Origin of the sequence: Mediterraneibacter sp. NSJ-151 (genome assembly GCF_022487435.1) — a bacterium.
GTDB lineage: Bacteria > Bacillota > Clostridia > Lachnospirales > Lachnospiraceae > Schaedlerella > Schaedlerella hominis.
Window position 1 is genome coordinate 1 of the sequence record NZ_JAKVPP010000002.1, and the last position, 15,545, is coordinate 15,545.

Annotated in this window: 17 protein-coding genes and 1 tRNA gene; 1 reads left to right on the top strand and 17 read right to left on the bottom strand. The window is 37.3% G+C overall.

Translation table 11 applies throughout. The features are described 5' to 3' along the window. Positions 1–103: 103 nt before the first annotated feature. Positions 104–463 carry a hypothetical protein gene (locus tag LQE94_RS01900; protein WP_240576872.1) on the bottom strand — a complete coding sequence of 120 codons (360 nt, stop codon included), beginning with the start codon at positions 461–463 and terminating at the stop codon, positions 104–106. A 181-nt stretch (positions 464–644) separates the two neighbouring features. On the opposite strand from LQE94_RS01900, the gene dtd reads away from it, so the two are divergent. After that, a complete protein-coding gene (gene dtd, locus LQE94_RS01905; protein WP_022076415.1) occupies positions 645–1,091 on the top strand; it encodes a D-aminoacyl-tRNA deacylase in 447 nt (148 codons plus the stop codon). A 156-nt stretch (positions 1,092–1,247) separates the two neighbouring features. On the opposite strand, the gene LQE94_RS01910 is transcribed toward dtd, so the two are convergent. The 16 genes from LQE94_RS01910 to LQE94_RS01985 all read right to left on the bottom strand — a co-directional run bounded on the left by LQE94_RS01910 (position 1,248) and on the right by LQE94_RS01985 (position 15,542). After that, a tRNA-Thr gene (locus LQE94_RS01910) sits at positions 1,248–1,320 on the bottom strand. 120 nt (positions 1,321–1,440) lie between these two features. Then, positions 1,441–1,860, bottom strand: coding sequence for a CBS domain-containing protein (locus tag LQE94_RS01915; RefSeq protein ID WP_022076416.1), 420 nt, complete (start codon positions 1,858–1,860; stop codon positions 1,441–1,443). A gap of 25 nt (positions 1,861–1,885) precedes the next feature. Next, positions 1,886–3,205 carry an aspartate kinase gene (locus tag LQE94_RS01920; protein WP_022076417.1) on the bottom strand — a complete coding sequence of 440 codons (1,320 nt, stop codon included), beginning with the start codon at positions 3,203–3,205 and terminating at the stop codon, positions 1,886–1,888. Between the two features lie 150 nt (positions 3,206–3,355). Next, entirely contained in the window at positions 3,356–3,838 is a 483-nt protein-coding gene (gene ybaK, locus LQE94_RS01925; RefSeq protein ID WP_022076418.1) for a Cys-tRNA(Pro) deacylase, read from the bottom strand. Next, positions 3,835–5,028, bottom strand: coding sequence for a ribonuclease E/G (locus LQE94_RS01930; RefSeq protein ID WP_240576873.1), 1,194 nt, complete (start codon positions 5,026–5,028; stop codon positions 3,835–3,837). Before LQE94_RS01930 ends, ybaK begins: the two co-directional genes overlap by 4 nt. An 8-nt stretch (positions 5,029–5,036) precedes the next feature. Beyond that, a complete protein-coding gene (locus LQE94_RS01935) occupies positions 5,037–5,786 on the bottom strand; it encodes a TIGR03936 family radical SAM-associated protein (protein WP_240576874.1) in 750 nt (249 codons plus the stop codon). Beyond that, positions 5,770–7,635, bottom strand: a complete 1,866-nt coding sequence (locus LQE94_RS01940; RefSeq protein ID WP_022076421.1) for a TIGR03960 family B12-binding radical SAM protein — start codon at positions 7,633–7,635, stop codon at positions 5,770–5,772. Before LQE94_RS01940 ends, LQE94_RS01935 begins: the two co-directional genes overlap by 17 nt. 108 nt (positions 7,636–7,743) lie before the next feature. Next, positions 7,744–8,049 (bottom strand): hypothetical protein, encoded by a 306-nt coding sequence (locus LQE94_RS01945; protein ID WP_118723710.1) that lies wholly within the window; start codon positions 8,047–8,049, stop codon positions 7,744–7,746. Positions 8,050–8,144: 95 nt separating this feature from the next. Continuing rightward, positions 8,145–9,428 carry a bifunctional phosphoribosyl-AMP cyclohydrolase/phosphoribosyl-ATP diphosphatase HisIE gene (gene hisIE / locus LQE94_RS01950; RefSeq protein WP_022076423.1) on the bottom strand — a complete coding sequence of 428 codons (1,284 nt, stop codon included), beginning with the start codon at positions 9,426–9,428 and terminating at the stop codon, positions 8,145–8,147. A gap of 57 nt (positions 9,429–9,485) precedes the next feature. Next, positions 9,486–10,076 (bottom strand): imidazoleglycerol-phosphate dehydratase HisB, encoded by a 591-nt coding sequence (hisB, locus tag LQE94_RS01955; RefSeq protein ID WP_022076424.1) that lies wholly within the window; start codon positions 10,074–10,076, stop codon positions 9,486–9,488. Positions 10,077–10,130: 54 nt separating this feature from the next. After that, positions 10,131–11,420: a histidinol dehydrogenase gene (gene hisD, locus LQE94_RS01960; RefSeq protein ID WP_022076425.1), complete on the bottom strand. Its 1,290-nt coding sequence runs from the start codon at positions 11,418–11,420 to the stop codon at positions 10,131–10,133. After that, a complete protein-coding gene (gene hisG / locus LQE94_RS01965) occupies positions 11,410–12,066 on the bottom strand; it encodes an ATP phosphoribosyltransferase (RefSeq protein WP_022076426.1) in 657 nt (218 codons plus the stop codon). Before hisG ends, hisD begins: the two co-directional genes overlap by 11 nt. 18 nt (positions 12,067–12,084) lie before the next feature. Beyond that, positions 12,085–13,350 carry an ATP phosphoribosyltransferase regulatory subunit gene (hisZ, locus tag LQE94_RS01970; RefSeq protein ID WP_240576875.1) on the bottom strand — a complete coding sequence of 422 codons (1,266 nt, stop codon included), beginning with the start codon at positions 13,348–13,350 and terminating at the stop codon, positions 12,085–12,087. A 75-nt stretch (positions 13,351–13,425) separates the two neighbouring features. Continuing rightward, complete coding sequence (locus tag LQE94_RS01975) at positions 13,426–13,959, bottom strand: Holliday junction resolvase RecU (RefSeq protein WP_118723712.1); 534 nt, start codon at positions 13,957–13,959, stop codon at positions 13,426–13,428. Beyond that, positions 13,959–14,939, bottom strand: a complete 981-nt coding sequence (locus tag LQE94_RS01980) for an RluA family pseudouridine synthase (protein WP_117988944.1) — start codon at positions 14,937–14,939, stop codon at positions 13,959–13,961. Before LQE94_RS01980 ends, LQE94_RS01975 begins: the two co-directional genes overlap by 1 nt. Positions 14,940–14,963: 24 nt before the next feature. After that, on the bottom strand, positions 14,964–15,542 hold the full coding sequence (locus tag LQE94_RS01985; protein ID WP_186864879.1) for a hypothetical protein: 579 nt from the start codon (positions 15,540–15,542) through the stop codon (positions 14,964–14,966). Positions 15,543–15,545 lie beyond the last annotated feature (3 nt).

A 15,545-nucleotide genomic window follows, 5' to 3' on the forward strand; every position in this document is an offset into this window, starting at 1 on the left:
ATATTATACCTCTACAGGCACAAAAAATCAAGAGTTACACATGTTTTGTATAACATGCATAACCCCCGATAAAATCTGATCTTTTTATGTTTTTAAAAATCCTTCATGAAACAACCCTGCAGAAAAACCCGTCTATAACCGACACTAATTGAAGGAATTCTAAACAAAGTTCTGTTTTATTTTCACGTTCACCTATCAATAAATCAAAAGCAGGAATTCCCCATACGCTATGATTGGCTTCTCGCCAATCCCGGATCAAGATGTCTTTTAAACGCAAAAATAACGTTTCCCATTCATTTGCATCCATTGGGGCGTATAAATAGATTTCAATATTGTTCTTCATGTAATCCAGAAAACAATAAAATTGCGGAATTCCGACACTCGGTATTTCCCTTACAAATTTCATCAAAGAATTTAATGCATCACGAAGAGGAATAAGTTGGTTTCGTTCGAAATGTTCCATATGCTCACCATATCTTTCTGGCTTACAAAAGCCTTTTATTTTTAGGACAATCGCTTAGCATTTTACTTACTTACAAATTATATTTTGCAACAAAATGTTTCATGTTTTTATAGACTTTTTTCACAGCACACGATAAAATAAATTCAACGCTTTATTTTTATCCAAGGAGGATTTATTTAAGATGAGATTTGTAATACAAAGAGTTACCGAATCTTCTGTTTCTGTTGATGGTACGGTCATTGGGCAGATTGGAAAGGGCTTTATGGTTTTAATTGGTGTAGCTGAATCAGACACGGAAGAAATTGCTGATAAATTAATCCGCAAATTAATCGGGCTTCGTATTTTTGAAGATGAAAATGGAAAGACAAACCTATCCTTAGCAGATGTCGACGGAGAACTTCTTTTAATTTCACAATTTACCCTTTACGCAAATTGTAAAAAAGGCAATCGTCCGAGTTTTATAGATGCCGGCAATCCAGACAAAGCAAACGCACTCTACGAATATATTATCTCCAAGTGCAAGGAACAAGTTGGCATTGTACAAACTGGAAGCTTTGGTGCAGACATGAAGATTTCTCTCATAAACGATGGCCCGTTTACAATTATTTTAGATTCTGAAAAATTATAATAATTTCTACAAAAAAGTTACAGTGCTCAGGCTTTGACACAGCTTGTGCACTGTATTTTTTACTATATATTTAATTATTTTCCTACGAATTCTATTTCAAAATCCAAAAAGCCCCGGAAACACCGCATATATCAGTGTTTCCGGGGCTAAGTTCAAAGCTGCCTAGGGGACTTGAACCCCCGGCCTCCGCCTTACCAAGGCGACGCGCTACCGACTGCGCCAAGGCAGCATATATCGTTGCCACTTATGTGACAACGATATTAATATACACTATTTTCACAATCTCTGTCAATTCTTTTCTAGCGTTCTGTAAAATTCTTTAGCTTTTTCATCAAAAGTTCTTCCGTTTTTAGTTGGCTTCTTCCATCTGCTTCATATTTTCAAAACAATACTCGATGATGCTCTTTCTTGTTATAATTCCTATGAATTTATTCTGGTCATCTACAACCGGGACAAAATTTTGATTCATTGCTTTCTTTATCAAATCTTCCATATCAGAATCTGCACGTACTACATCATAGTCTGCTCTACGTGGAAAATCCTTAATAAAGATTGTTTCTGATTTCTTTACATTCAAATCAGTATAGTTCTTAATTCCCCAAAGAAGATCCCCTTCTGTCATTGTCCCAACATATTCGCCTTCTTTATTCAGCATTGGAATACTTGCATATTTGTGAAATTCCATCGTTTCCAACACCTGCCGAAGTGTACAGTAGTCATAAATATATGCCACGTCATTCTTCGGCTTCAAAAAGAACAAAATATTCATTTCTCAATATCCCACCTTAATTGTATTAAATTCGTGTTTCAACGAAAATCTCATATAAAGCACGAATTGCATTTTTAAAATCATCATGTCTTACACCGACGATGATGTTAAGCTCGCTTGAACCCTGATCGATCATCTTTACATTGATATGTGCATGTGCCAATGCAGAGAAAATACGACCTGCTGTTCCGCGTGTTGCACGCATACCACGTCCAACAATTGCAATCAATGCCAAATCTGATTCTAACTCAATGTGATCTGGTTTAACCGCCTTATGAATCTCTGAAAGTACTTTCTGTTCTTTCTCTTCAAATTCATCTTTGTGTACAAAAATTGTCATTGTATCGATTCCTGATGGCATATGTTCGATAGAAATATCATTATCTTCAAACACCTGCAGTACCTTACGACAAAATCCAATTTCTGAGTTCATCATTGCTTTTTCAATTGTTACAGAAGCAAAACCATCTGTACCTGCAATTCCTGTAATTGTATATTTAGGCTGTCTGCATGTTCCCTCTACAATCAGCGTACCTTTATCTTCCGGTGCGTTTGTATTACGAATATTGATAGGGATTCCTACTTTTCTTACTGGGAAAATGGCATCTTCATGTAATACACTTGCTCCCATATATGACAACTCTCTAAGTTCTTTGTATGTAATTGTATCAATTGGCTTTGGATTTTTTACAATTCTTGGATCTGCGATCAAGCATCCTGATACATCCGTCCAGTTCTCATACAAATCTGCTGAAACAGCCAGTGCAACAAGTGAACCTGTAATATCAGAACCGCCTCTTGAAAATGTAACAATTCTTCCAGCTTCAGTTGCTCCGTAGAATCCAGGGATTACAGCCCCTTTTGATTCTTTCAGTCTTTCTGCAAGCAATTCATTTGTAGTGTCATCATCAAATGTCCCATCTTCGTTAAATCGGATTACTTCTGCTGCATCAACAAATTCAAATCCGAGATATGCTGCCATAATCTTACCATTTAAAAATTCGCCTCTTGATGCTGCATACTCTCTGCCGATTTTCTTTCCAAAATCTTCACGGATCGTTTCAAACTCTTTATCTAAAGATAATGTCAGATTCAGTCCTTCTATGATTTCCTGATATCGTGCATGAATATCGTCTAATTGATTTACAAATTTTTTCTCTCGGATCGCCGCTCCATAACAGCTGTATAACATGTCTGTTACTTTTATATCATTTGAAAATCTTTTTCCTGGTGCAGACGGAACCACAAATTTTCTTGATTCATCCGCACGAATAATCTTTCCGACTTTCTTAAACTGTTCTGCGCTTGCCAGTGAACTTCCACCAAATTTTACTACTTTTTTCATTTTCAATCCTCCAACGTACTGTTGTATACATACTTACAACACTTTATCATCCTGTTCTGTTCGGAAGCATTGGTTTACTTCTTCATGAATGCAAGGTGCATCCGCAGTTCAACATTATAACTGCTAAATTCAAAGTTGTAAATCCACTTTTTAATGAAAAATAATATCTGCAAACTCTGCATTTGCAGCTTTTTTCAAATTTTCGGGTGCAAGTTTTAACTGCATTCCGATTTTTCCACCACTTACGTAGATTTCTTCCAGGCTCTTTGCTGAGCTGTCTATCACTGTCGGAAACTGCTTTTTCATGCCAATCGCAGTACATCCGCCGCGAACATATCCGGTCACTTTAGTAATGTCTTTTACATGCAGCATTTCAACTGATTTTTCATGTACTGCCTTTGCTGCCTCTTTGAGATTTAATTCTTTTTCTATTGGAATCACAAAAACATAATGCTCTCCGCTCTTACCGGTTGTAACTAATGTCTTATATACCTGTTCATGTGGCAGCCCGATTTGTTCTGCTGTCTGCACGCCACTGACAAATTCATCGCATTCATAAGTTTCATATTCATATGGTATTTTTAATCGGTCTAACAAACGCATTGCGTTGGTTTTTAATTCTTTCTTACTCATCTTTTTCTCCAACATTCATATAATGGTTTTCGTACTTTTTTTCTTGTAATTTCCATAAGCTGTAATTCTGTTACATCCACCACTGTTGTCTGAACAGGATCCTTGCCACACAGGATACGCATTTCTTTAATTAACTGCTGCATCAATTCATCGTCATCCATATTTATAAAGTCAACCAGTATAATTCCGGAAATATTTCGAAGTCGAAGCTGTTTTGCAATCTCTTGTGCTGCCTCCAGATTTAATTTCAAATAAGTTTCCGGCGTCTTTTTCTTCGAAACACATTTTCCTGAATTCACATCAATTACTGTCAGTGCCTCTGTTGGCTGTATCACAAGATATCCGCCATGCTTAAGCCAAACACGTTCATTCATTGCCCTGTCTCTGATTGTATGCAGATTATACAAACTTGAAAGCGACAGCTTATCATTTTCATAAAAATGTAATATTTCTAATAATTCCGGCTGTTCTTTTTCAAAATATGACCGCACTTCTTCATACAAATCTTCGCATTCCACCTGGATTTCTGACAAACCATTCGTATACACATTTTTAAGTCCTGACAAATATGGCTGCATAGCCATCTCTAAGCAAGAGTAACAGGTTCTATGTACTGCATGCTCTTTAATTGATTCATATCGTCTCTTCAACTGCTCAATCTCATCCAGAACAATATCAAATGGAACATCTTTTGCATTCGTCCGCACAATAATCCCATATTCTTCATTCGCAAGATCTCCAAGCTTTCGCCTGTACTCTTCACGTTCTGATTTTGCCAGCTTTGCAGATACTCCGATTCTTGTGTTGCCCGATGTCAAAACTGCATATCTGCCTGTAAAATTCAGATTACTGCTCACCGTAGGTGCCTTTGTTTTTACCGCCTCCCGGCTTATCTGAACCACAAGCTCATCTCCGATACACAATGGTTTCTTTCCGATTTTATTTGTAAATAGTGCAGTCTCAGCCTGACTCATATCGTAATAGCAGTTTACGCCTCCAATATCAATAAAAGCTGCTCCGATATTGGCTACAATATTCTGCACCTTACCAATATAAATATTCCCCAGCACAGGAGTTTGTTGCTCTGTCTGCTCCATATCATTGCAATGAATTTCAATTATTTCATCATTCTCTTGAAAATATGTCCAAACAATTCCATCTTCTCTTGTCATGAGAATTTTTCGTTCCATCTTCTTCACTACTTTCCTACAATTTCTTTTCCAAGGTTCTCTAAGGAAACCAGATTCCGCGGTTGTCCCTCTTCTGCTGTATTTGCATACATTTCCATTCGATGATATGCACATGTTACATCGGAATCTTTGATTCCTGCAAAATTCAAAAACGCAGACATAACCAAATCAGGTTTTAAATTTTCTACACTTCCTGCCGCAAGTTGAAGTGCAACCACACGGGTATCTGTCGGACTCTCGAAACAATCCGAACAATTTTTTTGCATTTTCATCTGATAGATCATCGGTCGAATATCTACGACTTTTTCGCTTCTTTTCGTTTGTTTCAAAACTTCAATCTGATCCTGAGCTATAAAATTTTGAACCAGTTCTTCTAAATTATCCGGAAACAATCCTTTTCTAAGTCCTACCAGATAATCTGCTGCTGCAACAATTGCCATACCGGTGGCTTTCTTTTCTTCTGCAATCTGACGAAAACTAAGTACTTCAATTCCCTCTACACCAACTTCATTCATCTGACGTACAGCCTTTTCACTTTCAATTGGCTCTGTAAGTTCAATGTCAAAATACTCACCCTCACTAGTCAATCCTATTCCAAGCGGGCTTGCAAATGACATGATCATATGTGGACTATAGCCTCCCGTAAATGCAATTGGAATTTGTGCGCGACGCATAACCTTCTGAAAATAGCGCATAACATCCAGATGTCCGATAAAACGAAGTGCACCATATTTTTTAAATTTAATTCTTGCCTTCATAACAGACACCTCCTCCAAACTGTGCTGCCCCGCAGCCTGAACACTGCTGACGGCAGTTCGGTGTTACCTCTCCATTCATGGCACGATTCCATTCTCTTTCTAAGAACTTTCTCGTCACACCTATATCAATGAAATCCCAAGGGAATAATTCATCCATCTCACGTTTACGCAAATTATAAAATGCCGGATCGATTCCGGTATTCTCAAAAGCCTGCATCCATAACTCATTGTTAAAGCTTTCTGACCAAGAATCATACAGACATCCTAAACGATACGCTTCCTCTAATACTTTTGCTGTTTTTCTATCACCTCTTGCAAATACACCTTCCAACACAGTTAAATCTGCTTCATGCCAGTTGTATTTCAAACTCTTACGGTTCAACTGTTCCTGAAATTCATGTCGTACTATATGTGCACGTTCAATATATTCCTCTGCTGTACACATTTGTGCCCACTGAAATGGCGTAAACGGCTTTGGTACAAAGAATGAAGAACTTGCTGTAATCTGGCATTTACCATGACGTTCTTCTTTCGGAATCTCATAATAACGTCTTGCTACTCTCTCTGACAAATGTGCAATTTCTTTCATATCTTCTTCCGTCTCTCCTGGAAGACCAAGCATAAAATAAAGCTTTACTTTTGTCCAGCCGCCTTCAAATGCCTGTCCTGCACCATTGATAATATCATCTTCTGTCAGTCCTTTATTGATAACATTTCTCATTCGTTGAGAACCAGCCTCCGGTGCAAATGTCAGACTGCTCTTTCGGATATCCTGAACCTTGCTCATAACATCTAATGAAAATGCATCAATTCGAAGAGACGGAAGTGAGATATTAATTCCTTTTCCCGGAAATTCCTCAATTAAGAAATTAACCAGTTCTTCTAGCTGTGAATAATCACTTGAGCTCAACGAACTCAGTGAAATTTCTTCATGCCCGGTGCTATCTAACATTGTTCTTGCATATTCTTTTAATGTCTCTACATTACGTTCGCGAACCGGTCTGTAAATCATACCTGCCTGACAGAAACGACACCCTCTAATACATCCACGCTGGATTTCAAGAACCACTCTATCCTGTGTAGCTTTTATATATGGAACAACAGGCTTCATCGGATATGTCGTATCTGTCACATCCATAACGACCTGTTTTCTCACTTTTGCAGGCGCATGCTCATTTATTCTATGAAATGCTTTTAAAGTCCCATCTTCGTTATATTCCGGCTCATAGAACTGTGGCACATAAATCCCTTCGATCCCGGCTGCCATTTCCAAAAATTCTTTTCTGCTCTTTCCTTCTGACTTGCATTTTTTATATGTATCTAACAGTTCATCATATACTGTTTCTCCCTCACCTATATAAAATAAATCAAAGAAATCTGCAAGTGGTTCCGGATTGTAAGCACACGGACCGCCTCCAATCACAATAGGATCTTCCTCTGTTCGTTCTGTACTATGAAGCGGAATCTGACTCAATTCTAATACCTGCAAAATATTTGTGTAACACATTTCAAACTGAATCGTAATTCCAAGAAAATCAAAATTTTTAACAGGTTCCTGAGATTCCAGTGCGAATAACGGAATCTGTTCTTCTCTCATAATCTTATCAAGATCTGTCCATGGAGAATACACACGTTCACACCAGACATCTTCTCTTCGATTAAACATATCATACAAAATCTGTATACCCAGATGTGACATTCCAATTTCGTATACATCTGGAAAACACATGGCAAAGCGCACATCTATATTCTCTTTATCTTTCATAACCGAGTTCACTTCCCCTCCGATATAACGGGCAGGCTTCTCGATTTTCATTAATATCTCATCATCTAATGCTAGTTTTCTCATGAAGTCCTCCTTTTATTTTTTGTAAAAGTCACTTGTTTAATCATAGCTTTTAGTTGAAAAATTTGCAACCTCTATTTCCAATTTACTATGATTGAGCAAATTGATATTTTACTGTCCAATAAAAGAGCTGTATAAAAACGTTTTTCCAATCTGATTAACAATCTGAGTGCTAGTTACATTGATAATCTTCACATCCTCTTGTTTCATCCATACAAATCCGGCAAAACATATAATTGCAATGACGCATCTCAGCTGAAAAGTACTTTTTTCTGTTCGTTCTTCTTTTGCGTAAAGTGATTGATAGCTATTTCTATATCTCGGATGTATTGCCGGAATATCCCATCCCTGATATTGCTTTACTCCTCTCACCTGGTGTAATAATTGTTTTCTGCGTTCTTCTGTTTCACTGAGCATAAAAACACCTCCAAAAAAGACATAGTATACCGTATTCCCTACTGCATACTATGTCTTTTTTTTGTTCACTAGAACTATCTGTACAAATCGTTTTTCTATCTTTCAGAAAGTTCCTTTATAATATCTTCCCATGTGATTCCGCGTTCAACCATCAGCACCATCATATGATATAAGAAATCAGAAATTTCATACTTGACTTCTTCCTGATTTGGATTCTTTGCAGCGATTACAATCTCTGTTGCCTCTTCTCCAACTTTCTTTAAAATTTTATCCAACCCTTTATCAAAAAGATAATTCGTATAGGAACCTTCTTTTGGATTTTTCTTTCTGTCCACTATCGTATTATATACTGCCTCAAAAATCTGAAGAGGATTCTTTTGCTCGACATCATTTCCTACGATTGGCTTAAAGAAACAAGTTCTGTTTCCAGTATGACATGCTGCTCCTATCTGATGCACTCTTGCCAAAAGAGTATCGTTATCACAATCTGCTGTCAACGATTTTACATACTGGTAATGTCCTGAAGTTTCTCCTTTTACCCACTGTGCCTTCCTGCTCCGGCTAAAATATGTCATCCGCCCAGTCATCATCGTATGCTCAAATGCTTCCTTATCCATATATGCAAGCATCAGCACTTCATTTGTCTGATAATCCTGGACAATAACCGGGATTAAACCATCTGAATTTAATTTTAATTCTGAAAAATCCATCATACTCTCAAAAGAAGTCATCTGTATTCCTTCTTCTAAACAGACATTTTTAAACTGATTGAAATCCATATCCTGCTGACTGATAAATTTACCAGATACTCCCTTTACACCCTGTGACTTTAATATTTTCACAATTTCTGCCTGTTCCATTGTGTCTGTCACAACAACACATGGTATATCTGTAATATTCTCTACAGATGCAAGATCCAAACGATGCATAAATACTAATTCCGAGGCCGATTCATCAATCAGATGCTGGTGCTTAAACAACTGATCAAAATCATTCATAGATACAGCAATACGATGTTTGCCAAACCGCTGTGACACTTCTTTTAATAATTCTACAGATATTGGTTTTGACATATTTAACATTGCACGTTTTGCACCCGCATATAGAATTTTTTTCACATCTTCCTGTCGGGAAATATTTCCGCCTACCACCATTGGAATTCCAATGACGCGATTTATCTTTTTCATCAGATCGATCGTCATATCGTGCTCTTCATCTGAATTGGACAAATCAAATATAAGCAGTTCATCCGCACCATGCTCGCTATACTGCCTTGCCAATTCTACTACGTCTTCTGCAATCACTGTTTTGTCATCAAACCAGCGAACTGCTTTACCCCCATCGATCAAAATACATGGGGTCAGTCTTTTATAACTCATGTTATGTTACCACTCCTTTATAAGTGTTACTGTTATTGGATTCCTCCAAGCAGTAACCTATAAGCTGCCTTTTGTAGACCAGACGTCTTTCATACGAGGCTCTTCCATAGTTGCAGCATCTAACGCTTTCCCGAATGCTTTGAATAAAGCCTCTGCCATATGATGACTGTTTCCGCCATCCATAATTTTCAAATGCAGATTCATGGCTGCACTGTAACTTACGGCATAAAAGAATTCTTTGATCATCTCAGTGTCTAATCCACCAATATGCTCGGTTGGAAATTCAGCCTGAAAATTCAGATACGGACGACCTGAAAGGTCAATTGCACAAAGTGCAAGTGTCTCATCCATTGGAAGCAGGAATGAACCATACCGTTTGATGCCTGCTTTATCTCCCAAAGCTTCTGCGATTGCCTGTCCTAACACAATACCTGTATCTTCTACAGTATGGTGACAATCCACCTCAAGATCACCAACAACCTTTACATCCAGATCAAACAGTCCATGTCTTGCGAATCCATTTAACATATGATCAAAAAACGGAATACCTGTATCAATTTGATTCTTTCCCTGTCCATCTAAATTAATTGTAATTGCAATATCTGTTTCTTTTGTTTTTCTTATACAATTTCCGATTCTTTTTTCCACTGAGATAATCTCCTTATCTACTAATTTCTATTAACAATAATAATGTCAGCTCTTTTATTCAAATCTTACTTTAATAGAATTTGCATGTGCTGTCAGTTGTTCTGCTTCTGCAAATTTTTCAATATCTTCATGAATCTCACTTAACGCATTTCTTGAATAAGAAATGATGCTGGATTTCTTTAAAAAATCATCCACTGACAATGGAGAAAAGAATTTTGCAGTTCCATTTGTAGGCAGGATATGATTTGGTCCTGCGAAATAATCTCCCAAAGGTTCGCTGCTGTATTCTCCGATAAAAATAGCCCCGGCATTGCGAATCTTTGTCATAACATCAAATGGGTTTGCTGTCATAATCTCTAAATGTTCTGATGCAATCTCATTTGCAGCATCAATTGCATCTTCCATTGTATCTGCAACTAAAATGTGTCCATAATTATCCAGTGATTTCTGAATAATCTCACCTCTGGATAACTCCTGGATAAATTTGTCCGTCTCTGCTGATACTTTTTCTGCAAGTTCACTACTTGTTGTCACAAGAATTGCAGAAGCCAGTTCGTCATGTTCTGCCTGAGAGAGCAGATCTGCTGCGACATAACGTGGATTTGCAGTCTCATCTGCCAAAACAAGAATCTCGCTTGGTCCGGCAATAGAATCAATACTTACATGTCCATATACAGCTTTCTTTGCAAGTGCGACGTAAATATTACCTGGTCCGACAATCTTATCTACCTTTGGTATACTCTCTGTTCCATACGCAAGTGCTGCAATTGCCTGTGCTCCACCAACCTTATAAACTGCTGTTGCTCCTGCTTCTTTTGCAGCAACCAGTGTTGTAGGATTTACCTTTCCGTCTTTTCCGGGAGGTGTCACCATAATGATTTCCTCAACTCCGGCAACTTTTGCAGGCATAATATTCATCAAAACAGAAGATGGATAAACCGCCTTTCCACCCGGAACATAAACTCCGACACGTTGAAGAGCCGTAACTTTCTGTCCAAGTATTGTTCCATCAGGTTTGCTGTCAAACCAACTATACTGCATTTGTTTTGCATGGTAAGATTCAATATTTTTTAATGCCCTTCTTATGATTCTCAGTAACTCTTCATCTACACATTCATAAGCTTCCTTTATCTCTTCTTCAGTCACTTGAATATTCTGTGCGTTAATCACTGCTTTATCAAATTTCTCAGTATATTCAAATAAGGCAGCATCTCTTTTTTCTTTGACTGTATCCAGGATTTCCTGCACACTTGCTTCATAAGAACCATAGCTGTTCGGACTACGTTTCAAAAGATCTTCCAGAAGATTTTTCTTCGTATTTTCGTCTAATTTCTCAATTCGCATTTTTCTCCTCCTGTAAGAGATTACGTAAATTTGTAATCAATTCATTAATTCTTTCATTCTCCATACGCATGCTTACCGGATTAACGATCATTCTTGCAGAAAGTGGGCACACTTCCTCTAACACGACCAAACCATTCTCTTTCAACGTAGTTCCGGTTTCAACAATATCTACAATCACTTCAGAAAGTCCAACAATTGGTGCCAGCTCAATAGAACCATTCATTTTTACAATTTCAACTGTCTGATGTTTTTTATTATAAAAATAATCCTTTGCAATATTAGGATACTTTGTGGCAACACGAATCAACTCATGGTGCTGCAACAATTCCCGTGCGCTTTCGTAACCACATACGCACATCTTACATTTTCCAAAACCAAGATCCAGCACCTCATGTACTTTACGCCCTTCTTCCACGATTGTATCTTTTCCGACCACTCCGATATCGGCTGCTCCGTATTCTACATAAGTCGGAACATCCGGTCCCTTCGCAAGGAAGAACTTAAGTTTCAACTCTTCATTGACAAAAATCAATTTTCTGGAATCCTTATCTTTCATTTCTTCACAAGTGATTCCAAGATTTTCTAACATCTCTAATGTTTTCTTTGCAAGTCGTCCTTTTGTCAGAGCAAATGTTAAATATCTCATCTGTGTTCCCTCTATTTCTTAATTTGATTCTGTTTTTGTCCTCTTTGCTACATCAATTACTCGTTCTTTCCCGCTTCGCAGGTTCACCATTGTAATCGTTCTGTTTTCATTCAGATACATTAAACTAACTGCATGCATCTGTCTTCCATACTCCACATAAACTTCTTTTGATTCCAGTTCTTCTCTTTTTATTAATTCCATACATTTTCCTCTGAGACGGAATTCTTTTGCAAGAGAAACGGCCCATTTTAATGTGGTATCTGTATATACAATAAGATTTGTCTTTTCTATTTCAACTGCAATTTTCTGACGGCTGAGTGCACTCATCAGTTCATCAATAATAATTGCAAATCCAATCGATGGTGTCTGCTTTCCAAACTTTTCTATCAAATGATCATAACGTCCACCACTCACAACTGCATCTCCGGTTCCATATGTATATGCCTTAAATACAACCCCTGTGTAATACCCATAATTACCACACATGCTCATATCAAATGTAATATGATCTTCCACTCCATAAAAAGCAAGGATCTTGTAAATTTTAAGCATACGTGCGACTGCTTTTTTGGCTTTATTGTCTGTAGCTACAGCAGATGCTTTTTTCAACACTTCTACTCCACCCATTAATTCAGGCAGCACTTGAAATTCATCACGGATTTTTTTGCTCACATGATTTTCTGTAAGTACTTCATCTACTCCGAAGAAATTACGATTCAAGATCAATGAATATAATTCTTCCTTAATTTCTTCCGACAATTTTGTCTCATCCATCAGACTTTTCAAAAAATCAACATGTCCGATACTCACCTGAAACTCAGAAAGTCCTATCTGTTTCATTCCATCTACAACCATCGCAATCATCTCTGCATCTGCTTCAATAGAATCATCTCCGATCAATTCAGCTCCAAGCTGTGTATTCTCTTTCAGTCTTCCCTGATAGCTTGTGCGATTGATAAATGTATTACCTACATAACAGAGACGAAGTGGCACACGGTCTGTTTCAAATAATGTTGCAACTGCCCTTGCAATAGATGGTGTCATATCCGGACGAAGTGCAAGTGTATTACCCTCGCGATCAAAAAATTTATATAATTCTCTGGAATCAATTGTACCGATTTCTTTTCGGAATACATCGAAATATTCAAATGTAGGTGTCTGAATATCCTGATATCCGTATAAATGCAAAAGCTGATGTAGTTTATCTTGAACTGCCAGTTTTTTCTTGCATTCTGAATTGTAGATGTCTCTGACACCTTCCGGTGTATGTAATTTCTGTTCCATAATTCTTTGCCCCTTCACTTTATCGTGCTAAAACACTAAAATCTTACGTTATTATACGAATTTTCCTTCTGAATGTCAATCCCTTGTATCTAAATCCTTTTGAACATAATTTAAATACGGAATAAACGCCCTGTTTTTCTGTTGAATAATATATTGGGAATCCAGCTCGTCAAACCGGAAGCTCTTTCGCCCCCCTTGTATTGCACGCTCCCAAAACTTTTTTATTTCTTCAAATCTCATATAATACAGCACGTCTTTCGCCGTATAATATATGATTAGAAATGAAATTCCTCCCTGCTTTTCATATTTTTCCATAAAAGAAATCTGATGTTCGTGTACATTTTGCAGCGGAAATGTATCCGCACTACATTCTTTTGCATCAAAACAGATGGGAATCCCCTGCACTGCACCGATATAATCTACTGTACTGATTTTATCAAAATATGCCAGTGTGATATGCCGATGTTCTTTATCTATCTGTACCGGAGTAATTGGTGTTGGAATCTTCTGGATCAATGCAAGTCCCAATTCTTCATACTGCTCATTGGTCCGGTTTATCAAATCCTCCAGTGTAGATCCTCTAAGTCCTCTGGAATTCCATGTTCCCATTATAACACACCCTTATCCTTACAGATTTTAATAAATTTATCAGGAAGCTCGGCAACAAATTTTTTATCATTTAAATATGCCAGACTTCCATCCGATGACGGCATTTCCAGACGGTATGCATGTAAAAGCTGCGATTTTAGACCATATTCTTGTCGGTACATCTCATTGATCTGCTTATCCCCGTATTTGTAATCTCCAATAATAGGATGTCCTATGGATGCAAGATGAGCTCGAATCTGATGTGTCTTTCCGGTAATAAGATGCACTTCCAGCAAACTCACTTCGTCATTGCTCTGAATAACACAATATTCTGTTTCTATTGGAACACCTTCTTCGGTCTTTTTCTTTGTTATACTCACCTTGTTTGTTTTCTGGTCCTTTACCAAATATCCTTTGATGTAATCCTCGTTTTTTATTACTCTGCCTTTTACAAGACACCGATAATATTTTGCAATTGTACGCTCTTTAAAGAAACGATTCATCTCCTGAAGTGCCGGTAATGTTTTTCCGGCCACCAAAATTCCGCTTGTATTCCGATCCAGACGATTGCAAATGGATGGATGAAAGGTTCTGAACTGCTCTTTAGAAAGCTGGTTTGTTTCTATTAAATAATTTATCAATATCTCAACTGCAGATACATCGGAATCCTTTGCTTTCTGCGATAATACACCTACTGGTTTATTCATAAGCAAAACCTGTTCATCTTCATATATAATCGGAAGCATATTTATTTTTTCTTTCTTCGGTGTTACATAAGTTCCTGCTGAAAACTTCTCTATTGTCTCATCTGAAAAAAATAATTTTATACTGTCACCTTGTTTCAGTTTCTCATTTCCTGTACATTTTTTTCCGTTCAGGACAATATTCTTTTTTCTCATCATTTTGTATAGAAAACTTTTTGGAGCCTGATTCAAAAATTTAGCCAAAAGTTTATCTAACCGTTGTCCTGCTTCATTCGCTGTCACATGTAATTCTTGCATAACATATCCTTTTCTTTATCTGTTTTATAGAGAAATATTTAAAATAATATTTTTTATGCCTTCTTCATACTCTTTCATATCACTTTTCTCAATCGTCTGAATATTATTAAGGCCTTCTGCTCTTGCCAGAAATGCGGAATACTGATCAAACAATTTTACTGTTAATCCTTCATATTGATTTTGATTCAAAATTGTTTTAATATGCTTCGCTGCATAATTCAAATCTACTTTTGAATTGGAAACATATCCAAATATTTTATTTCCTGAAATCACAACGCACTCGATTGGCATGATTTTTTCTGTACTTGTCACGACAAGATCAAATGCTAAAGTAAGAAGAGATGCTTTCTGAGTAATCTCTTTCGCCTTATCCGCAGCAATGGAATGATACGGCCACCTTGTAATCACCCCGACCAATACTTTACAGGCCGGCAGACATCCTACAATTCCAACCACTGTAAGTAAATTCTTCTTAGTATGAGTCTGGCTGTACCCCAGTAGTATAATTGCTGCAACGATTAAAAAATAAATCACTGCGCGAAGAATCTCCATTCTTTTTTTATAATCCAGATATCCCGGAGAACCTTTTTTTCTTTTCTTCATTTG